The following is a 20,200-nucleotide window of genomic DNA, read 5'->3' as shown; positions in this document are numbered from 1 at the left end:
GCGGTGTGTGCAGTGCACAACTGGCGTTCCACTCTGTGCGCAGTGGATCACGTTTCAGCGAGGATACCGTTACCGACCAGCATTAGCCGTGGTGCGCGGTAAGGTGCACCGACTGCGATCAGAATTGCACAGCATATTCTAAAAAAGAAATCTTCGCGAACGTAGTTTGCTATTAGAATATGATCAGGAGCCAATCTCATCAGTTCATACCGGTGCGAACTATAACTAGCCGTACCATTCGCGACGATCTGGGAGCAGTAGGGACGGGTTCTGAACCCGCCCCTACGGACGGTGTCTGTGCCGGGCCCTTGGCCAGATATTGACTACATCAACAGTACAAGTTCAGATCCCGCCCCTACGGACGGTGTCCGTGCCGGTTCACACTACCATACGCAGGGATACGGCGCACAAGGAGGTGGCGAAAGGGTACGTCCTCATGCCATGCATTGGATTGTTCGGATTTGATATTACAGAACACCCCCTCTGAAACATCCTCTTGCCAGCGCAACGATGTCAGGGTAGAATAGAACAAACATCCTACTATTTTTGTCGCCATTGGAGTACAACCATGGCTACCTCTAAGATCGAATGGACTGAAGCCACCTGGAACCCGCTCACCGGCTGCACAAAAATCAGTCTCGGCTGCAAACACTGCTACGCCGAACGCATGGCGTTGCGTCTGCGGGCGATGGGGGTTGAAAAATATCGAAACGGCTTCACGCTTACACTCCATCCCGACGTGCTAGAAGAACCGCTCACCTGGAAGAAACCACGCATGATCTTCGTCAACTCGATGAGCGATCTCTTCCACAAGGATGTTCCTCTCGCATTCATCCAACAGGTGTTTGATGTCATGCGGCGCACATCCTGGCATCAGTTCCAGGTCTTAACCAAACGAACCGAACGAATGAGCGAACTTGCACCATTGATCGACTGGCCGACGAATGTCTGGATGGGTGTGAGTGTCGAGCATGCCAGGTATACCTTCCGCATTGATCACCTTCGCCAGACGAACGCCTGCATCAAATTTCTCTCGCTCGAACCGCTGCTCGGCCCACTGCCGGACCTGAATCTGGACGGTATTGACTGGGTGATTGTCGGCGGCGAGTCGGGACCACACGCCCGTCCGATGCAGGCCGCGTGGGTGCGTGACATTCGCGATCAGTGCATCCGGGCCGGCGTACCGTTCTTCTTCAAGCAATGGGGCGGTCCGGTGAAGAAACGCACCGGACGCCTGCTCGATGGGCGAACCTGGGATGAGTGGCCCAGCAATGTCCCGACAATGTCTGGAGAGCAGCCGGAGGCGGTATGTAGCGCGTCGTGATGCGAATTGCGCATCTAATTGTGTGGTCGACCGGTAATTGAGTCGGCCCGGTAACAACCGAGTCATTCTGACCTGGCGAGATCATATCGTATCAGCAAACGCCATTGCTACAGTTAGAGCTGAACTGATGGTAGGTGAGACCGGGTGTTAGCCTGCCTGATATGAACGGTGGGATAGTATTTCGGTGGATGACCATCCTGCCGCACACCATATTCGTATCTGCCGAACCCGCTTTGGTTGTTGTCACCACCCGGTCGGAGCGCTCAGGACGGCAGCCGTACTCCACAGGGGCGCACCTGGCAACCATCGCTGCCCTGTAGAACTGCAAGGGTTTACAGAACTCGCGGATGATAGGTCTAGTTCGCAACATGGACGCCAGGGCAACCAAATAGTCGCCCTGGCGCGGGTGTGCTGAGGAGTGAACGCTTCGCCTAATCCAGGCGGCGTTCACTAAAATCACGACCATCGAACGACAGTAGGCGGCGCTTGTCTTCAATCACCGTTTCTAGATGGATGGGGCGCGTCCAAATCTTGTACAGGTTGCGCATCGTCTCGCGAGCGTAATCCATCTTGAGATCGACGCCTTCATGACGATGACGCAGATAGAGTTCGCCGCGATTGCCATAGTTGCCGTCTTCGACAAAGATCACTGGCTGGCCAAAATTGGTGAGCCGGAAGAGCAGCTTCTCTTTGACCTCCTTAAATTCACGTGAGGCAATTTCGTAGAGATCGGTATCGCGGTTGTAGCGGAAGGTAAAGAGTTTCTGCTCTATCACGAATTCCGGGGTGAGGAATTCATCAATGAAGGTCACGTCGTTGTAGAGACGGCGCACTTCAAAGATCTTTTGGCGACCCAGACCGAGTTGTTTGTTCCAGGATCGCTTGAGCGCGATGTCGTCGCACTCTTCGTACTCTTTGCCGAATTTGCCCTTGTTCCAGCGATCCTCAATATCGCGCAGGAGTTCCAACCCCAGCTTGTAAGGGTTCAGACGACCGCCGCCGGTGGCAACGACGCCTGAATGCAGGTCGGCGAAGGAGATAATCTCGGCTGCCGAAGCAACCCGCTGGGTCATGATGGTGCTGTGCCAGTAGCTATTGTGGTTGATAAAGCCCTGCGCGGCATAGCGATGCGTTGCCGTCACCGAAATATCGTAGACATCGGCAGTGCCGTGTTCAATCGCGACGATCTCATCTGTCCAATATACAGGTGTCGCCGAGGTTGTGTAGGCGCGTTTCAGATCATCACCATTGTCAATGTGTACCGTGGTGTCGGTGCGGTGGGCCAGCACACCCAGATTGGTCAGCAGTAACTGCACTGTGGTTGCCAGATCAGCATCCGCGCAGGTGAGCGTGAGACCATTTGCTACGGATTGTCTGGCACCCTGGCAGAAGGCGCGGAGGAACGCAACGACTTGCGGACGTGGCGAGCGTCGAATGGCGTCTAATGCCTGATGATCGGCGTGGGTGACGCAGCGCCGACCGATTGCCGCTGCCAGCTCTTCATCGACGACCACAGCCGCTGCCCTGCGGTACCCACGGCGGTGTGGCGACGACGTGGTGGCAGCAGGTGCTCCAGCCGTTACCAGAACCCGTGGTAATGGCTGGCGGCAGCGGAGTAGCGCCGGTTCGGTTGCCCACAGTTCGGTACCGCCGGCAATGCGCACCTGATCACCAATTTGCAACTCGTCGAGCCGGCGCCAGGTACCATCGGCCAGCATAATCCGATGGTTGTGTGAACCGGTCAGAGTGAAGCCAGCGCGGGTACGTATGGTCACCGTCGGGTAATCGGCAAAGCGGTTCCAGTCGTACACCGTTTGCTGGAATTCGCCATCGCTCACCTGGACTCGCCGACGCCAATTCACGACCTCGCGCATCGGCACTAGTCCGTGATCGGTCAAGATGAGGCTATCGCCGTGCAGACATGCCCAACCTTCGTTGAGGATTTTGGTCATCCCCTGGGGGGCGAAGTAGTAGGCTTCATCGCGAATAATTTCGAGCACGGTATGCTGCCAGCTTTCCAGCGGGGCAAAATTCATCAGGAAGAGCAACACATCGCGCTGCGGGTTTTCAGGAAACCGCCGCTGGCGGGCGCGCTCCTCTTCAAGCTTACGGCGTTGGGCTTCGAGGAATTCAGGCGGGTTGATATAATCTCGCATGTACTCGCGCTCGACCGGCAAGCCCTCCACCACCGGTGGCTCTTCCTCGTTCACGATCGGGCGATGAGTAACGGCTTCTGGGCGACGGATGTAGGGGGCATGGTAGTCGATCAGGTTCTCTAACGACAGACAGATGTCGATAAATTCTTCCACCTGATCATAGCCAATGCGGTCAATGATGCGCTGAATACGAGCAGCGTGGTTTGCCATCGTATCGAGCATCTTGCGATTGGTATGGGCAAACCACATATTATTCTTGAAGAAATCAACGTGCCCGGTAACGTGCGCCATCACCATCTTTTGGGTGACGTCTTCATTCCCTTCGAGCAGATAGGCATACGCCGGATTGTTGTTAATGACCATCTCGTAAATGGTACTCCCGGCCCAAACATGCCCTTTCAGCAACTGATCGTACTCCATGCCGAAGCGCCAGTGTGGATAGCGCGTCGGAAATCCGCCGAACGCCGCCGTCTCATAAAGCGTTCGGTAATCGAGCACTTCGTAAATAATCGGAAAGAAATCGAGGCCGTATTCGCGGGCAATCTGCTCGATCTCCTGACGCGCCTGTTCGAGATGAGCGGGAAGGCGGGTACTCTTCATACACACACCACAGGGGTAACGCAATCAGCGACCTTTGCCGAGGAAGGCGCGAATTGCATCGTAGATATCGTCACGGTCGGCAATTTCGGCAATCACCACTCGATCATCACCACGGAGGTACTCTTCCAGATCGTGGGCGAAACGTCCTGATCCGTACAACGAACGCACCTGGCCGTAGCAGAAGAGATTGACCTTCGGCAGTAGCTCGCGCTTGAGCAGTTCAACACATTCGCGGGTATCACCACCGCCCCAGTTGTCACCATCCGAGAAGTGGAACGGGTAGATATTCCACTCAGTCGCTGGATAACGCTCGTCGATCAGGCGATTACAGAGCTTGTAGGCCGACGAGATTTTGGTGCCACCACCTTCACGAATGTGGTAGAAGGTTTGCTGATCAACCTCTTTGGCGGCTGCATCGTGGACGATATAGCGAATTTCGATGGATTTATACTGCGAACGCAGCCAGGTCTCGATCCAGAAGGCGGTCATGCGTACCAGCTCTTTTTGTTCGGTACCCATCGACCCTGAAACGTCCATCATATAAATAATGACGGCATTACTTTCGGGCATCAGGGTCTCTTTCCACGAGCGGTAACGCATATCGTCGGGAATAGGCACTACCACCGGATTGTGAATATCGTACTCGCCAGAGGCTATCTGGCGGCGAAGTGCCTCGCGATAGGTGCGTTTGAAGTGGCGCAGCGAATTAGGCCCGGTACGGCGGATACCGCTGTACTTGTCCTTCTCGCTGATCAGGTTCTTCTTGCCTTTGGGCTGAATATTGGGCAGTTGTAACTCTTCACCCAGAATCTGAGCCAGCTCTTCAATCGAGACATCAACCTCTAAGATATGCTGGCCGGGTTCAGCACCGGCCTGGCCTGAACCGGGCTGACCATCACCCTGGGCAATTGGATCACCGACGTCTCCTTCGCCCTGACCCACTCCACCAGCCTGCTTAGCCCCGTAGCGAAACTGCGGAATATCAATCTGCGGCATAGGGATACTGACAAAGCGTTTCCCCTGCCGACCGATCAACTCTCCCTGGGACATATATTTGCGCAGGTCTTTTTTAATCCGACCACGCACAATCTCACGGAAGCGACTGAGATCGCGTTCTGCACGTTTCATTGACATCGACATTGTAGCCCCCATCCTGGTATCGGAAGAGGGCGCTTTACCGCCCTCTTTCGTGCCGGTTACTGGTTGCATAGCGAATGTGGTATCACCGACGCCTAACGGCGGGTATCACCACGGGCAAAGATTGAGGCCACATAATTGAGCACATCGGTGGCCGACTGCTCGTTGTACCCGAAGTCGCGGATCAGGCGGGCTTTCACTACATCGATCTTCTCTTGCGTGTCGCGGTCGATCACGCGCGAGACGAGTGAGGTGAGCTTGATGCTGTCTTTCTGGTCTTCAAACAGCTTCAGCTCAAGCGCCTTGTGCAGACGCTCATTGGTGCGGTAATCAAAGGTCTTCCCTTCAATGGCCAGTGCACCGATATAATTCATAATCTCGCGCCGGAAGTCATCTTTGCGCGACTCAGGAATATCGATCTTCTCCTCGATGCTGCGCATCAGCCGCTCATCAGGTTCTTCGTATTGGCCGGTATAGCGGTTACGCACCTTCTCGCGCTGGGTGTACGCCTTGATGTTATCGATGTAGTTGGCACACAGGCGCTTAATCGCCTCTTCGTCGGCTGAGATGGCTCGCTGTACTTCGTTCTTCACAATCTCGGTGTACTCCTCACGAACAATTGCCAGCAGGTCGCGGTAGCGCTTGCGCTGCTCTTCATCGGTAATCAGCGCGTGATTCTTGAGGCCACTCTCTAGCTCGTTGAGCACCATGAAGGGGTTGATATAGCCCTCTTCCTGATTACTCACCAAGGCATTCGAGATCTTATCCTGAATGTAGCGCGGCGAGATGCCTTCCATCCCTTCGCGCACCGCCTCTTTGCGCAGCTCCTTGATGTTGTCTTCGGTGAAGCCAGGCAGCGTCTTGCCGTTGTAGAGCTTGAGCTTCTGCAAGAGGGTGAGGTTCGGCTTCTTCGGTTCTTCCAGCCGGGTCAACACAGCCCACATCGCCGCCATTTCGAGAGTATGGGGCGCAATATGGACACGCACCTTCTTCTTGTTGAAATCGCGCTCGTAGATACGTACCTCGTCGCGGAGACGAGTAACGTAGGGAATATCGATGCGAACGGTACGGTCTTTGAGCGCCTCCATGAATTCGTTGTTCTCAAGCCGCCGATACTCAGGCTCGTTGGTATGACCGATAATCACTTCATCGATGTCGGTTTGAGCAAACTTCTTCGACTTGATCCGATGCTCTTGCGATGCACCGAGCAGGTCGTAGAGGAAGGCCACATCGAGCTTAAGCATTTCGACGAACTCAATAATGCCGCGATTGGCAATGTTGAATTCGCCGTCGAAGTTAAAGGCGCGTGGGTCGGAGTCGGAGCCGTAGATCGCAATTTTGCGATAGTTAATATCGCCGGTCAGTTCTGTGCTATCCTGGTTCTTCTCGTCTTTCGGCTGGAACGTTCCGATGCCAATCCGATCCTGCTCGCTGAAAACCAGACGGCGCACGCGCACGTGGTTCATCGCCTTCAGCCAGTCACCGTCGTACCGCTGCATCAGCTCGCGGAAGTGGAAGCGACAGACCGGGCAGAGATCGCCTTCGATCCGAATCTGGTGGTCGGGTTCTAGGGATTCGTTCAGACGCTCGATGAACGTCGTCCGCAACTCACGTGGAATGAGATGCAGTGGCTCCTCGTGCATCGGGCACTTTTCCCATTCCGCTTCTGGCACCTGGCTCCAATCGAAGGTATCATGATTCTCGATCACGCCGGGGTACCAGTCGTAGGTGTAGAGTGCCCCTTCTTCAGTGCGCGAGTAATGTTCGAGGCCACGTTTGAGGCGGCGCACAATCGTTGATTTCGATGAGCCAACTGGCCCGTGGAGCAACAGTACTCGCTTTTCAGTTCCATAACCGCGGGCAGCACCTTTAAAGAAGTTGACCAGTCGCATCAAGGGGATCTCAAGGCCGAAGATAGCATCATCGCCATCAAACGACTCGTCAGAGAAGAACTTGTAGCGGATCAGTCGTTTTTTGGCATCAATAAATTCTTCGGTGCCATACGACATTATCATGTCGTAGACCCGTTGAAAGGCATTACGGGCCACTCGTGGATTGCGAACGACGATGTCGAGATACTCGCTAAAGGTTCCGCGCCAGTTGAGCTGTTGGAAGCGGCGACGATCTTGCTGTTCACCGATCATCTTCATCAGCTCAAAACCGGATAGAGTCATGTTCATACAACCTCCTGCTGAGGGATGACCCCGCCGACGATCCGGCGGAGTATTTGATGCGTTGCAGCGGGCATCACGATATTGGTGATGCATAACCAAAGCCGGGATGCCAACGTGCAGGGTACAAACTGGCCAGTAAACGGTGGTGTTACCGTGTGCCAGTGAGCGCGCATGCCGTATGGGACAGCTTTGCGTGCTCTGGGAAGCGGTACGAGGAATCTTTCAAGTGAAGGTATTATAGCAAGGTGTTTCTTGCTCGTCAAGGACTTTATGTCGTGTTGATCATTTGTTCAGGAAGGAAAGGGTATGACTGAAGTAGATCTGGTGTTGTTTGTTATTCTTGGTTTGTTTACCATCCTTGGCCTGTATTGGGGGATTATTCGTCAGGTGATGGCGGTTGTCGGTCTAATCGTGGGCTTTATGCTGGCCGGGCAGTATGGTAGTGAGGTGGCGGTGTGGTTGGGTTCGCTGATTACCGATCCGAATCTGGCTCAAGTGTTGGGCTTTATTGCGGTGTTGTTGCTGGTCAGTGCTACGACCAGCCTGATCGCGTCGCTGTTGCACACGCTGGCGGGTCTGGTTTTTCTAGGCTGGCTTGATCATGTGCTAGGAGCGCTCCTGGGTTTGGCGCAGGGATTGTTGGCGATAACGGCAGTATTGATTGTACTGGTAGTGTTTCCGGTCGAACCCTGGAGTGGGTTCGTGCGTAGTTCGTTGCTAGCCGGTTGGCTGTTGCAGATCGGTGAACCACTCACGCTGTTGTTGCCGGAGCTGTTTGCAACGGCGGTACGAACCTTTAATGAGTTTGGGGTTTTGCCGTAACCGGCTAGCCGGCTTCACTTATGGTTGTCTTAATTGGCATAACATCGTGTAGAGCGCTTCGTAGCGCGGTAACAGGCAATCGGCAGCGAAGCGACTGCTGGCTACCCGCCGTGCATTTGCCCCTAGGTGCTGACGTGTAGCCGGGTCGTTAAGTAAGCGCACGATCCAGTCGACCATTGCCGTTACCGTGGGAGCCAGAATGCCGGTCTGGCCGTGGTCGATAATATCGGGTGTGCCACCGGTTGGCATCGCAATGATCGGTGCGCCAAGCGTAGTAGCTTCGATCAAGGTGCGTGAGAGCGGTTCGCCCCAATTTGAAGGAAACAGGAACAGGGCACAGCGCGCGGTTAGCCGTAAGAGTTCATCGTGGTCAACCCAATCGAGCACGCGACCGGGCAGGCGATGGCTGGTCAGCGCAGTGGTAATGGCTTGACGCAACGCCCCATCGCCGGCTATCAGAAGGGTGAATGGTGGTAATGTGTGCTGATGTCCGGCCAGGGCTGTTATCAGATCGAGCAGTAACCCAGCCCCTTTGTTGATCTCTAATTTGCCGGCGAAGAGGATCAGTTCTCCCTCCCACGTGGTATGCGGCGGTGTTGCTACGATGGCATCACCGGCAGCGATATCAACCATGTTGGGGATGATGTGAATCCGTTCCGGCGCAACCAGGTTCGCGAGGCGACGGGCAATGTACCGGCTCGGTGCGATTACTGCATCTGCGCTCGCTAGTAGTCTGGTCCGACGCCGGAGATGTTCTTTCAGATACGGGATTGCGGCTAGCGCGAGGACACCGCGCAGGGCACCCAGCCGGGAGGGTAGATCGGTCACTAACGCGGCCCACGAACCGCCGGGATGGGGAATCCGGTTACCGTGCAGACCGGTTGCGAAGTAGTCCCAGGGCCAGTGATCGCGCACCGTAACTACAACCGGTACCTTGAGCCTCTCGCGGGCAAGGATGGAGGCAGCAGCGGTCTGGATGTGTTGGGCGTGGATCAGATCGACCCCGCCTTGCCTGTTGGCGGTCGCGATCATTGCCTGGGCCAGGCGCGGCCAAAACCGTTCGTGGCGAAAGTAGTTTTGCACAAAGGGTATTGCCGGTGCGTAGTAGGGAACCCGTTGGATCGGGAGGCCGTCCAGATATGAGATGATAGGTGAACGACAGGGTTGTCGGCACGGCACCAGCACCTGCACCGTATGCCCGCGACGGTGCAGCCCACCGGCCAGAGCGTAGCTGCTCCAGGCCGCACCACCGCGCCCATCGGGTGGAAAGACATCGGAAGGGATGAGAATGCGCATACGATCACATCTTATTTATTATAGAACCCAGTCTTCTCCCCTTGCCACCACCGAGACACGGCGAGCACAGAGGAAGTGGATAACCCGCATTACTACCAAGGCGTAAAGTGGCGTGTCCATGGGAACTGGCTGCTACCCACATTGTTCATGCGCTTACATCGCAAGGTGTTGAGCGCAACGTCGTGCTGTGCATTCTGGTAGTCAGCCTCCGTGGCCTGCTCACAGCATAGATAGTAATCTGGCTTGATATAAGATTCGGCTATCGTTTGACCATTGCTAGAACCTATTTCATCAAAGCTGTGTTGTCGTGTTCCCAGACGGTCGCCCAGGTGTATGAACGCTTGTCCATTGCCAACGCCACCGGTATGGCAGCGAGGAGGCCTGACGACCACCTTCGTTGCCATCACGCGCCGGATTGGTTGCCTTACCCGCTCGTCATGCGCGTGTCGCAGCGTTTGGAGTGCGGCAGCCATGCTGCCGCACCAGCCGTGCTTAGTGCCAGGCGCGTGTCACGCTGTTGCCCCTGCTGGTCACGGGGACGATGCGTTGGCTCGTCACGATCATAGAGTCCGTCAGTAATGAATTGAGATAACTTCTCGTAAATATTTTTGAAACAGGTTCTACTCAACCTGCTTGCTGAACTTTTCGATAGCGACGGTCAAATCGGAAAAAGTGCGTTGCAAACCGACCAGATGCTCTTGCTGGGCACGGACAAAGCGGACAAACGGTGCATTCCGCTCGCGAATCTGGTGGAGCGTGTGTTCGCTCTCCCGCTCGATCTGCTGACGTAGTTCGGTGCGCAATTGGGCGCGTACCTCGTCGATCTTCTTGCGCAAGCTCTCTTTCGCCTGTCGCCGTTTGGCCGGAAGAATTGCCAGTCCCAGGCCGGCCACTGTCAAAGCGGCCAGAATACCGGTAAAATCGAGTAACACGGTGTGAAACACCGCAACCAGTGTCGCTCCCAGACCTACCGCACCCAGCCCGGTGATGGCAGTCGCCGCAACCGATGACTGGACTTCACCTGCCAGTTGTTGGGCTTCGGTCTGGCGGTTATAGCCGGCAATGGCATTCTGGGCAGCCTGACCGATATTTTCCAGCAGGGCCTGGCGGTTGTAGGCGAAGCTTCCCCCCACTTCACCCAGCATGTGATCGCGATGGGCTAACGCCCGCCGTTGCATGAACTCATCAACGCTCTGTTGCAGGCGCAGGTTCTTTTCAACCAGCCAGTCGATCAGCCTCTGGATGCGTTGGTCAATCTGCTGGTACGTATCACCAATCACCTCTTGCTCGAAGGCGGCACGCAGGCGATTGCTGTCGATCAATTCGCGAATCCGACTCAGGCGAATGGTCTCGTCGCAGAATTGTTCCCCACGCGCTTGCAAGGTCGTTAAGACCTGATCAATCTCGTTCAGATGGTATTCCGCGTCCTGTTTCAACTCATCCCCGAACAAGGCAAGCTGCCGCTCGATCTGGTCAATCGCCTGAATGTCGTCGCTGAGCGTAGCCAGTCGCGCTTCGGTGGCCGCGAGATACTTACCGGTGATCCGGCGGGCTACACCCAGCGGCGAGAGGAGTTTAAGCCGCAGGCGAGTCTCTTCGTCGAGCGTGTCAACCACGAAGTGCTCAAAGGCCGCCATCCCGCTGGCCTGCCACTGCTCGACCGAGTCGTCGGTTTGCTGGCGGGCTTGCAGGGCACGCCGGGCCGAAACCAGGAACAGCTCTGGCGAGTGTTCTAACACGCGATTGACGTGGTCGCGAACAAACTGGGCGACTTGTTCTTGCTCGGCTTGCGTCAAGATGTCAATCTTGTTGATCACCACGACAATCTTTTTGCCCCAGTCCTTAATCAATTCAAGAAAGGTGCGCTCGCTTTCGGTAAAGGGACGATCTGCCGAAGTAAGGAAAATCACCAGATCGGCCCGCGGAATAAAGTCGCGGGTAAGACGTTCGTGATGCCGGATGACCGCATTGGTGCCGGGGGTGTCCACCACTGTAAGCTGACGCAGCATCTCGGCGGGATAGTGATGAATCCGGAGACCGGGTTCGACCAGCTCATCGAATGCCTCCGGCCCGTATTTCAGCAGTGTGATAGCGTCTGTCGTTGGTGTCACCCCTTCAGGCAGCACCTGGGCACCGAGCAGGGCATTGAGAAAGGTTGATTTGCCGGAGTTAAATTCACCGGCTACCACGATCAAAAACAGCTCACGTAAACTGGTTCGGCTGCCGGCAAGGGCATTGCGGTCGCTTGCTTCAACATCGGCGCCAAACTGATCAAGGGCGGTATCGATCTGTTGCAGCAGTGCATCGAGTTCGTTGAGCAGCCTGTCTTGTTGGTCGGTGGTCAAACGTCGTCGCCGAAACAGGCCGAACGGTAATGTGATCACAGCAGTCCTCGTACACTATTCAGCGGGCCGATTATACACCCAGATTGCGGGCAACAACGGCCAATGCGGCTAATGCTAATGCCAGTCCAGCGATGCCGTACAGTAAACCGGAAGTGAGGTTGTGGCGATCCCACAGTGGCCTACGGCGCGAAGGGCCGGTAGTCTCGATCCGACGGCCACGCCAGTATGTGACCCTGGTGTTGGATTGGCGCAAGCCGGGCAATGAGATGCCAAAGGTCTGTGCAGCCTGATACAGCAGCCAACCGGCTGGAAATGCCAGCGCCAGAGCTGTGATCGGCCAGGGCAGACTGCGGGTGTTTGCCAGAATGATAATAATAGCGAAGAGCGCAATCCAGCGCCAGTCAATACGAAACGCAGGCATGAGCATCTCCTTTCGCGATATAGGGTATGATAGCATATATGTGAGGATGTCGGTTTATGTCCGCTGCCGGCTCTATTTGACGGGCAAATCGCCATCGTCATCCTGTGCGGGTCATTGCTGGCGAGAGTATACCTGCGCTGTACGTGTGCGTATCGTCTCTCCGATCCCGGCTCATAGCACATCGTAATCGCTACGCTGCATCATTGCCAGGCACCCCCATCGTCGTTGGGGCATCCACGGTAGAGCATCCCCCTATGCTTGCAGGCAGTGCAGCACTGACGGTCTGTGTTGGTGCATTACCTGCACCAGCACCACCCTGGCCTACGCCGCCCTCCGATCCGCGCCACCATGCATCTACCGTCCGCTTCACGAGTGGTCATGCCCGTTGTGCGCCATAGTGCTATTTGCTCATCCCTCGCCCTGTTGTAGTGCTCTACAAAGCAGTGGTGTGTTTGTTATCGCTTCACCACTACACGTTGTTGTCTCAGGTCTCGCCGGAACCATCACAACCACGTAGGATGAATAGCAAAGCATAATCTTCTGCTACCACCGAACTCTATCCGTATCTGGAAGCAGGTACCATGGCGGTATATCGCATTCTTATCTACGATGAAGACCCCACCGCAGCGCTAGTCACACAGCGTGGTTTACAGACATTGCTTGGCGATGAGGTTGTCGTACAGGTTGCTACGAATGCAAATGAAGCCTGGCTGGCCTGTGCGCATGGTAATGTTGATCTGCTCATTGTGGATCCTAGCCCGTACAGTGCTGCGGCGGCTTTAATTCGGGCTGTACGCACCTATCGACCGTATCTGCCCATCCTGGCTCTAACCGCCTATGATACACCCGGTCTGCGTGCCCGTATGCAGGCGTTGGGTGTTGAACTCTATGCGGCAAAGCCGATAGAATTGCGTGAACTGGTACCACTGGTTGCCCAGGTATTGCATCAAACCGTGTGAGGCATCGGTTGTGTTTCCGTTCTTCCCTCACTCTCCCTTTGGAACTTCAAGTGGCAGTAAAATAGTGAACGTGCTTCCTTCCCCTAGCTGACTATTGACCAGAATCCGACCGCCATGTTGAGTCACAATGTGGGCACTGATTGCCAGTCCTAGTCCGGTACCATGCGTTTTCGTAGTGTAGAACGGCTCGAACAAGTGGGGAAGGTGTTCTGGGGCAATCCCAACACCGGTATCGCTAATCGCAATCGCCAGCGCCGCCGGCGAATCTGGTCGGGCGGCAATCAGACTGCTTTTGACCGTCAATTCACCGCCATTGGGCATGGCATCACAGGCATTGAGGATGACGTTCAGAAAGACCTGCCGCAACTGGTCAGCGTGAGCGTTAATAACAGGTAGGTCGTTGGCCAGATGTGCGTGGACAACCACATGATTATGCCGAAGATGCGTGGTCACCAGTTCGAGGGTCTCGCGCAGAAGGGCATTAACGTTAGTGCTGCTCAATTCACCGCGTGAAGGACGGTAAAAGTCACGCATGCGGGTGATGATGCGGGCAATCCGACCTAACTCTTGCTGGGCAATAGTGAGGAAGGTACGTTGCGGTGCGTCAGGTGGCAAGTCTTGCTCTACCAGATAGAGACTGTTGCGGGCGGCATAAAGCGGATTATTAATCTCGTGTGCTACGGAAGCGGCAAGTTCGCCAACGGCTGCCAGCTTTGCACTTTGAAGCAATTGGGCCTGCGCCGCATTCAGACGGGCTTCAGCCTCGGCCCGGAGCGATTGCGTATGAACCAGATCGCGTTGCAATGCCGCAGCACGTTGGTGTTGATTGATCTCGTCAATGGCAATCATAGTCAGATCGGCCAGTGCCTGTACAAATGGCAGATCACGTGGCAAAAATGAATGATAGAACTGATTGCTGCACACAATCAGCGCTCCCATGCGCTGGTTTTCGATCCGCAGTGGTGCCAGAAAAATACTTCGTGGCGTTGCACAATCGCTATTGATGGAACCGTCTGAGACCGGTTGCTGATCGATAAGCCGTTCTAATTCTGGCCCATTCAATAACATTGCCCGTGGTGCCCTAATCGCCATTTCGGCTAGTGTCGTTATCAGGGCAGAAGGGGTTTGATCTGGAATTGATGCTTTCAGTTGAATAGTACTCTCACTGCTGCCGTCGAGTAGGTAGAGATACGCAGCCGCAGTTCCGGGGAAGAAACTCGTCGCATGCTGCACCACCAGTTTGACAATGGTTTCAACATCGCGACTGATAAGCAGAGCCGCCGAGATTGACAAGAGTGCTGTCAGCCGTTGATCAAGATGACGCGCATACTGAGCATGGAGCGTAGCTTCACGTTCAAGTGCTACAATCCGATCCTGAGCAGCCTGCAATTCCCGCTCCAACCTGGCAACGTATGCAACCGTATCTTCCCGCTCTATCATGTGCGCGTCTCCTCTCGCAGGTAGTAAGCCAGATATGGCAGGCGTCTTCGCAAACATTGGCTGTGTGATGGTCGGGTAGTATGATGTGCGATGTGTACACCGTTGACCACACGATCAGCTCATGCTATGATATGCCAATAACGATATAATCCCAAATATAATTGCAATTGAAATGGAGTGCAAGTATATATGACCAACCAGCCTCGAGTGTTGGTAGTCGATGATGAGCAAAACATTCGGCTGACCCTCAACGCTTTGCTGAGCCGGGCCGGTTATGCAGTAACGACCGCTGCCACCGGCGAAGAGGCAGTCGCGTTGTTTGAGCGTGAACCATTTGATCTCATGCTGGTTGATTTGCAAATGCCCGGCATGAAAGGGATGGAAGTTGTGGCAAAGGTGCGTGAAGCCGGCCACGATGCAATCATCATTGTTTTGACCGGTCATGGGTCACTTGATTCGGCTATTGAAGGCATCCGGTTTGGGATTTTTGATTATTTATTGAAGACCAGCGACCCAAATCATATTCTGGCCCGCGTTGCAGCCGGTCTTGACGAGCGCGCTGCTCGCCGTCGTCAGAGCGATCTACTCGATACCATCGGTGCTGCCGTGCAAGAGTTAACCGGTGGGAAAGTCCAAACACCAGTATTGACACCACCCCCGCAGCCGGTTGCGCCTCCACCATCGCCAAATGAACCGTCTGGTCGAGTGTTGACTATCGGGCCGCTCACCCTGGATACGTGGCACCAAACCGCAACTCTCAATGGTCGTTCGCTGAACCTGACCCCAACCGAGTTCCGGTTACTGCTGTGTCTGGCCGAACACGCCGGTCAGATGCTGTCGTATACGCAACTGGTACGCTGTGCCCAGGGTTATGAAACGACCGATCTCGAAGCCGGTGAGCTGATTAAACCTCATATTCACCATCTGCGCCAGAAGATCGAGCCAGAACCGAGCGCTCCCCGCTATCTGCTCAATGTACGTGGTAAAGGGTACATTTTGCAGATTTAGGCGGATCGTGCGGGCCTGTCGAGAGGCTGGTAGAGGATGGCAAGCAGTATAGCAGGTGATCTGGTGCGCACGGGCTGAACCTCACTAGGCGGTCGGTGTAAATGTCAGGCAGATCACCTTCAGGATGACCATTATGGCCGCAGAATGGCTCTACTTCAACGGCGTGAACGCGAGTCGCGGCGAGTATGCGCACGAACCTCTCTCTGCTGATGAACTGGCCCGCCTGATCCTCGGTGAACAACCATCACCCGACCGTGTTGACCCCGATCCCGAACAACGCGCTGCCCTCCGTGAACGGCATCTGGCCGATACGAGCGGCGCGTTTCGGGTGAAGGAAGGCGTCGATCCAATCGATCTGGCGCAGGCCGGTTGGGCTGTGATCTTCCCCGCGACGATAGATGCGGCCCCGATTCGTGAGGCGCTGAGTGAGTTGCTTACCTGGCGCCAGGCCCAGGCCGGATCACGCTATCGTGAATGTATCGGTGCGCAGGGGTATCGCCCCGGTGAAAGTAAGGTCGCTTTCCTGCGCCGTCAGGGTGCGGCAACCAGTGGCCCGGTTGACCCTGATCGGTTTCCCTATTACCTGCTGCTGGTCGGTTCGCCTGAGGAGATCCCCTTTCGTTTTCAATATCAGCTCGATGTGCAGTATGCGGTGGGGCGTATTCATTTTGCGACTCTCGACGAATATGCGGCCTATGCTCGTAGTGTTGTTGCGGCGGAACGTGACGGAGTTGCGCTGGCACGACGGATCGTCTTTGCCGGGGTACAACATCCTGATGATGTGGCGACTGCTCGTAGTCTCCGGGGTTTAGTGCAACCGCTGGCAGCGGATCTGGCCGGTCATCCACAGTGCGGTGAGTGGGCTGTCACCACCATTACCGGTGCTGAGGCTACAAAGGATAGGCTTAGCCAGCTTCTCCATCATGAACCACCGGCCTTGCTCTTTACTGCCAGTCATGGCGTAGAGTTTGATCCTATCGACTCGCGCCAGATGGCGCATCAAGGGGCGATTCTCTGTGCTGATTGGCCCGGCCCCCGGGTGTGGCAGAGTCGGGCTATTCCACCCCAGTTCTACCTTTCCGCCGACGACATTGCCGGTAGTACCGCGCTGCACGGTGCCTTCATCTTCCAGTTTGCCTGCTTCGGTGCTGGTTGCCCCCGCGAAGATGATTTTCCCCATCTCAGTGGTAGTCATACCACCATTGCCGCATATCCATTTGTTGCCGCCTTACCCCAACGGCTGCTCGGTTTACCGCGAGGGGGGGCGCTGGCCTACATTGGTCATGTTGAACGGGCCTGGACATTCTCGTTTAGCGATGTGCAAGGTGGACGCCAGATCGAGACCTTCAGCAGTACGCTGCGCCGGTTGCTCTTTGCCGGAACACCAGTCGGTTATGCCCTGGAGTTCTTCAATGAACGTTATGCTGAGCTGGCAACAGTGTTGACCGAAGATATTGAGAATGCGCGTTGGGGTGTGCCCCCCAATCCGATAGAGCTTTCGACTCGCTGGACTGAACATAATGATGCCCGCAGCTATATCATTCTCGGTGATCCGGCGGCACGCATGTGCCGGCAACGTGCGCCTGAAGCGGCAGATATGACACCGCGGATGATAATGACATCTTCACCACCACCCCCGGCGCCAGCGCCTGCCCCCGTGCCGTCGGGTGCAGCACCGCCATCACCCCCGGCGCCAGCGCCTGCCCCCGTGCCGTCGGGTGCAGCACCGCCACCATCAATCGTCCAGCCGGCGGTGCCGGTACCGGCCGGTAGCCTCCCGCCCGAAACGCCGGTCATTCCGGTTGCTTTGCCCGATGCCGGTGCCAGCTTTGGCCTGTTTGGCAACAAACCGGCGGAAGCGATGCAAAAACTCTCGGCTACCCTGCAGGAGTTCGGTGAGCGGCTGGCGATGACGCTTCAGCAAGTGATTACCGATGCCGCCCATCTCGAAGTCGAGACCTATGTGGCCGAAGCACCGGAAACTATCAACTATCGCCAGGGCAATTTTGCCGGGGCCAGTTTGCGGGCTGTGACCCGGATGAGCCTCGATGGCGATACCCAGGTGCTAGTGCCGGTCGGTGACAACGGGGTGGACGAGCGGCTGTGGGCGATCCACGTCAGTATGGTGCAGCAAGCGCAGGCGAACCGGGCCGAGATGGTGCGGGCTATCGCCGCCGCTGCTGCCGGTCTGTTGAGTGCGTTGCAGGGCAAATGAACGCGGTCTTTTCAGTGATCGAGCCTTTGCCGGCGGCAATTGCGCCACCCGGCCCCTGGCAACCGGTTATGACCGGCAGCACCTTTACCGCCGGGGAACAGCCTGATGTCGTCTGGCAGGCACGCTTACCTGAAGAACTGGGAGCAGCGCAGGCAGCGTTGCACGAAGCGGCGACTCGTCTTCGTGCCGACGAGCAGGCTTTGGCGACGGTAGAGCGCCGACTGTTCCAGGTTGCGAGTGGTGCCGTCAGTTTCAGCACCCTGATGCCGCAGCCTGAGCAAACGCTGCTTCGGTTGCTGGCAATGGTGGAGCCGGCCAGCGGTGCCAGTTTTGGTCTGCGCGACGAGATACAAGAGCGCTGGCAGGCGGCTCAAGACCAGCTTGCTGCGCTGAGTGCCCAGGCGTGTGAAGCTCTTGGCGCATATGCCACGGTCGAAACGATTCAGGGTGTGCGCCTGATCGGCCGTACCCGAATCAACTGGCACGGTGATGCCCGCTCATTGTTGATTGCCGACATCGATCTGGCGCAGGCGGCGATCCATCGCCAAACGCTGGCGCTGGCACTTCGCTCGCGGGCTGCACTCTTGCGAATGGTCGGACTGGTAGGTCGGGGAGCAGCGATTGCCGCCACAATGATTACATCGCCAGCCGGTGCGCTGCTGGCATTACCGGCAGTCTGGCAATTTGTGCAAGAGGTATTGGCCGAAGTCCGTCAATCAATGGTATCATCTACATGAAACACCCGCCCGAATAGAGGAGATACGGCATGGCTAGCGAACTGGAAAACTCGATTCGCAGTGCGGCAGCGAAAGTGGCAGCCTATGTGGCCGATGCAGCGGTCATGGAAGTAACGACATCATACGTCGTGGTAGGGCCGACCGCTACCGCAGAGAATGCCCGTCCGGCAGCAAAAACCGTCATTCGGCTCGACGGCGACTGCCATGCGACCGTACCGATGCGCGAGGGGCCAGGTGGGGTGTTGGAGGTTGACAGTGGTCTGTTTGAGATTCATCAGGCTAACGTTGCCACGGCTACCGAATATCGGGCGCGGGTGTTGGGGGCATTGATTGGTCTGTTGCAGCGCAGGTGAAGCAGCAGGGAATGCTATCTCAGACCGAAAAGTCCGGTCTGTTGTGACGAGGATTGTATGGACGAGAAAGGGTTTATTCCACCACGACTGGCGGAAATAATCGCTGACTTTCGCAATGCCAGTCGTGAAGAGAAGCTGGAATTGTTACTGGAATTCTCTGAGCAGCTACCACCGTTACCACCGGAGCTGGCCGATCATCGAAGTATGGAGCAGGTACACGAGTGTATGTCACCCGTCTTCGTGATTGCCCGGCGCGATGGGGAACGGATCGTCTATCATATTGACGTGCCACCGGAAGCGCCAACTATTCGCGGATTTGCTGCTATCTTACGTACCGGACTAGAGGGCTTAACACCGGCAGAGGTGCTGGCTGTTTCAAGTGAATGCATTCAGCAGATGGGGTTACACCAGGTGTTGAGTCCACAGCGGCTCAATGGGATCGGCGCGTTGCTCGCGTATATGAAACGGCAGGCATTGCGTCTGCTTGAACAACCGACGGTAGAGCCACATTAAACGCGCGTGCTCAGCAATGCCTGAGCAATAGTGTTAAAAATGACCGCTGGTCGGCGGCCATCGGCAATTCCCAACCGGTAGATCAGCGCACGTCGGTAGACATGGAGCGAGGTGGGGGCTAACCGGCAATGACGACGACGTCTGGTGCAGGAAGATGTTGGTTGCGCGTCGGGGAAGAGCCGAATAATCATTTGATACCTCCACCATTTGTGTAATTAGTCACAATTTCATCCTTACTATATGAACGATTATCCGTGTCGTCAAGTCAATAAACTGTGATATTTCCTTTGCAAAATCTGTCAATAAGTGGAACAAGGAGGTTTCATGCCAGCACTGCTCATTAACGGTCAATGGCAGGCCGCCGCGCGGGGCGAGGTCTTTCCCGTGCACAACCCTGCCACCGAAGAGGTGATCGACTACGTTCCCCGGGCAACGGCGGCAGATGCCGAGCAGGCAATGACTGCGGCTGAAAAAGCGTTTCGTGAATGGCGTCGCTATACGGCTCACGACAAGGCTCACATGCTGCACGAGGTTGCGCACAAGATGCGCATGCACGCGGAAGAGTTGGCGACACTCTTGACACTCGAAGGTGGTAAGCCACTGGTCGAGAATCGGGATGAAATTGGCTGGTGTGCGGCCTGTTTTGACTATTACGCCGAGTTGCAACGGAATACACGGGGCCGTGTGATCCCATCAGTCG

At 55.9% G+C, this 20,200-nt stretch carries 17 protein-coding genes; 9 read left to right on the top strand and 8 right to left on the bottom strand.

Annotation, left to right across the window (positions count from 1 at the left end; all coding sequences use genetic code 11):
* The first annotated feature begins 568 nt into the window (after window positions 1–568).
* Window positions 569–1,324 carry a phage Gp37/Gp68 family protein gene (locus VAE55_RS10615; protein ID WP_322815755.1) on the top strand — a complete coding sequence of 252 codons (756 nt, stop codon included), beginning with the start codon at window positions 569–571 and terminating at the stop codon, window positions 1,322–1,324.
* Between the two features lie 431 nt (window positions 1,325–1,755).
* On the opposite strand, the gene VAE55_RS10610 is transcribed toward VAE55_RS10615, so the two are convergent.
* The 3 genes from VAE55_RS10610 to VAE55_RS10600 form a co-directional block, all read right to left on the bottom strand.
* Window positions 1,756–4,080 carry a SpoVR family protein gene (locus VAE55_RS10610; RefSeq protein WP_322815754.1) on the bottom strand — a complete coding sequence of 775 codons (2,325 nt, stop codon included), beginning with the start codon at window positions 4,078–4,080 and terminating at the stop codon, window positions 1,756–1,758.
* Between the two features lie 24 nt (window positions 4,081–4,104).
* Window positions 4,105–5,214, bottom strand: coding sequence for a DUF444 family protein (locus VAE55_RS10605; protein ID WP_416181190.1), 1,110 nt, complete (start codon window positions 5,212–5,214; stop codon window positions 4,105–4,107).
* A gap of 98 nt (window positions 5,215–5,312) precedes the next feature.
* On the bottom strand, window positions 5,313–7,391 hold the full coding sequence (locus VAE55_RS10600) for a serine protein kinase (protein ID WP_322815756.1): 2,079 nt from the start codon (window positions 7,389–7,391) through the stop codon (window positions 5,313–5,315).
* A 306-nt stretch (window positions 7,392–7,697) separates the two neighbouring features.
* Between VAE55_RS10600 and VAE55_RS10595 the strand changes: the two genes are divergently transcribed.
* Window positions 7,698–8,213, top strand: a complete 516-nt coding sequence (locus VAE55_RS10595; RefSeq protein WP_322815752.1) for a CvpA family protein — start codon at window positions 7,698–7,700, stop codon at window positions 8,211–8,213.
* Window positions 8,214–8,231: 18 nt separating this feature from the next.
* Here the strand turns inward: VAE55_RS10595 and VAE55_RS10590 are convergent, their stop codons facing one another.
* The 3 genes from VAE55_RS10590 to VAE55_RS10580 form a co-directional block, all read right to left on the bottom strand.
* Window positions 8,232–9,509: a glycosyltransferase family 4 protein gene (locus VAE55_RS10590; RefSeq protein WP_322815751.1), complete on the bottom strand. Its 1,278-nt coding sequence runs from the start codon at window positions 9,507–9,509 to the stop codon at window positions 8,232–8,234.
* A gap of 620 nt (window positions 9,510–10,129) precedes the next feature.
* Window positions 10,130–11,893 carry a dynamin family protein gene (locus tag VAE55_RS10585; RefSeq protein ID WP_322815750.1) on the bottom strand — a complete coding sequence of 588 codons (1,764 nt, stop codon included), beginning with the start codon at window positions 11,891–11,893 and terminating at the stop codon, window positions 10,130–10,132.
* Window positions 11,894–11,924: 31 nt separating this feature from the next.
* On the bottom strand, window positions 11,925–12,275 hold the full coding sequence (locus VAE55_RS10580) for a hypothetical protein (protein ID WP_322815749.1): 351 nt from the start codon (window positions 12,273–12,275) through the stop codon (window positions 11,925–11,927).
* A gap of 581 nt (window positions 12,276–12,856) precedes the next feature.
* Between VAE55_RS10580 and VAE55_RS10575 the strand changes: the two genes are divergently transcribed.
* Window positions 12,857–13,234 carry a response regulator gene (locus VAE55_RS10575; RefSeq protein WP_322815748.1) on the top strand — a complete coding sequence of 126 codons (378 nt, stop codon included), beginning with the start codon at window positions 12,857–12,859 and terminating at the stop codon, window positions 13,232–13,234.
* A gap of 27 nt (window positions 13,235–13,261) precedes the next feature.
* On the opposite strand, the gene VAE55_RS10570 is transcribed toward VAE55_RS10575, so the two are convergent.
* On the bottom strand, window positions 13,262–14,674 hold the full coding sequence (locus VAE55_RS10570; RefSeq protein ID WP_322815747.1) for a sensor histidine kinase: 1,413 nt from the start codon (window positions 14,672–14,674) through the stop codon (window positions 13,262–13,264).
* 189 nt (window positions 14,675–14,863) lie between these two features.
* On the opposite strand from VAE55_RS10570, the gene VAE55_RS10565 reads away from it, so the two are divergent.
* From VAE55_RS10565 to VAE55_RS10545, 5 genes are all read left to right on the top strand, one after another.
* Window positions 14,864–15,682: a response regulator transcription factor gene (locus VAE55_RS10565; protein ID WP_322815746.1), complete on the top strand. Its 819-nt coding sequence runs from the start codon at window positions 14,864–14,866 to the stop codon at window positions 15,680–15,682.
* A 133-nt stretch (window positions 15,683–15,815) separates the two neighbouring features.
* Window positions 15,816–17,897 (top strand): hypothetical protein, encoded by a 2,082-nt coding sequence (locus tag VAE55_RS10560; protein WP_322815745.1) that lies wholly within the window; start codon window positions 15,816–15,818, stop codon window positions 17,895–17,897.
* Complete coding sequence (locus tag VAE55_RS10555; RefSeq protein ID WP_322815744.1) at window positions 17,894–18,634, top strand: hypothetical protein; 741 nt, start codon at window positions 17,894–17,896, stop codon at window positions 18,632–18,634. Before VAE55_RS10560 ends, VAE55_RS10555 begins: the two co-directional genes overlap by 4 nt.
* A gap of 29 nt (window positions 18,635–18,663) precedes the next feature.
* Window positions 18,664–18,987 carry a hypothetical protein gene (locus VAE55_RS10550; protein WP_322815743.1) on the top strand — a complete coding sequence of 108 codons (324 nt, stop codon included), beginning with the start codon at window positions 18,664–18,666 and terminating at the stop codon, window positions 18,985–18,987.
* A gap of 57 nt (window positions 18,988–19,044) precedes the next feature.
* Entirely contained in the window at window positions 19,045–19,500 is a 456-nt protein-coding gene (locus VAE55_RS10545) for a SufE family protein (RefSeq protein ID WP_322815742.1), read from the top strand.
* Here the strand turns inward: VAE55_RS10545 and VAE55_RS10540 are convergent.
* Window positions 19,497–19,691, bottom strand: a complete 195-nt coding sequence (locus tag VAE55_RS10540; protein WP_322815741.1) for a hypothetical protein — start codon at window positions 19,689–19,691, stop codon at window positions 19,497–19,499. The two genes, VAE55_RS10545 and VAE55_RS10540, sit on opposite strands and share 4 nt — an antisense overlap.
* A 133-nt stretch (window positions 19,692–19,824) precedes the next feature.
* Between VAE55_RS10540 and VAE55_RS10535 the strand changes: the two genes are divergently transcribed.
* On the top strand, window positions 19,825–20,200 hold a 376-nt coding region (locus tag VAE55_RS10535; RefSeq protein WP_322815740.1), incomplete at its 3' end, for an aldehyde dehydrogenase family protein.

It is taken from the genome of Chloroflexus sp. (assembly GCF_034432675.1).
GTDB lineage: Bacteria > Chloroflexota > Chloroflexia > Chloroflexales > Chloroflexaceae > Chloroflexus.
This window is presented reverse-complemented; position numbering and strand designations above follow the sequence as displayed.

Coding starts and splice junctions, on each gene's coding strand:
- VAE55_RS10590 (WP_322815751.1), bottom strand. CDS start 9,509: ATGCGCATTCTCATCCCTTCCGATGTCTTTCCACCCGATGGGCGCGGT.
- VAE55_RS10540 (WP_322815741.1), bottom strand. CDS start 19,691: ATGATTATTCGGCTCTTCCCCGACGCGCAACCAACATCTTCCTGCACC.
- VAE55_RS10610 (WP_322815754.1), bottom strand. CDS start 4,080: ATGAAGAGTACCCGCCTTCCCGCTCATCTCGAACAGGCGCGTCAGGAG.
- VAE55_RS10570 (WP_322815747.1), bottom strand. CDS start 14,674: ATGATAGAGCGGGAAGATACGGTTGCATACGTTGCCAGGTTGGAGCGG.
- VAE55_RS10565 (WP_322815746.1), top strand. CDS start 14,864: ATGACCAACCAGCCTCGAGTGTTGGTAGTCGATGATGAGCAAAACATT.
- VAE55_RS10615 (WP_322815755.1), top strand. CDS start 569: ATGGCTACCTCTAAGATCGAATGGACTGAAGCCACCTGGAACCCGCTC.
- VAE55_RS10600 (WP_322815756.1), bottom strand. CDS start 7,391: ATGACTCTATCCGGTTTTGAGCTGATGAAGATGATCGGTGAACAGCAA.
- VAE55_RS10575 (WP_322815748.1), top strand. CDS start 12,857: ATGGCGGTATATCGCATTCTTATCTACGATGAAGACCCCACCGCAGCG.
- VAE55_RS10580 (WP_322815749.1), bottom strand. CDS start 12,275: ATGCCTGCGTTTCGTATTGACTGGCGCTGGATTGCGCTCTTCGCTATT.
- VAE55_RS10595 (WP_322815752.1), top strand. CDS start 7,698: ATGACTGAAGTAGATCTGGTGTTGTTTGTTATTCTTGGTTTGTTTACC.
- VAE55_RS10550 (WP_322815743.1), top strand. CDS start 18,664: ATGGCTAGCGAACTGGAAAACTCGATTCGCAGTGCGGCAGCGAAAGTG.
- VAE55_RS10555 (WP_322815744.1), top strand. CDS start 17,894: ATGAACGCGGTCTTTTCAGTGATCGAGCCTTTGCCGGCGGCAATTGCG.
- VAE55_RS10560 (WP_322815745.1), top strand. CDS start 15,816: ATGGCCGCAGAATGGCTCTACTTCAACGGCGTGAACGCGAGTCGCGGC.
- VAE55_RS10605 (WP_416181190.1), bottom strand. CDS start 5,214: ATGTCAATGAAACGTGCAGAACGCGATCTCAGTCGCTTCCGTGAGATT.
- VAE55_RS10545 (WP_322815742.1), top strand. CDS start 19,045: ATGGACGAGAAAGGGTTTATTCCACCACGACTGGCGGAAATAATCGCT.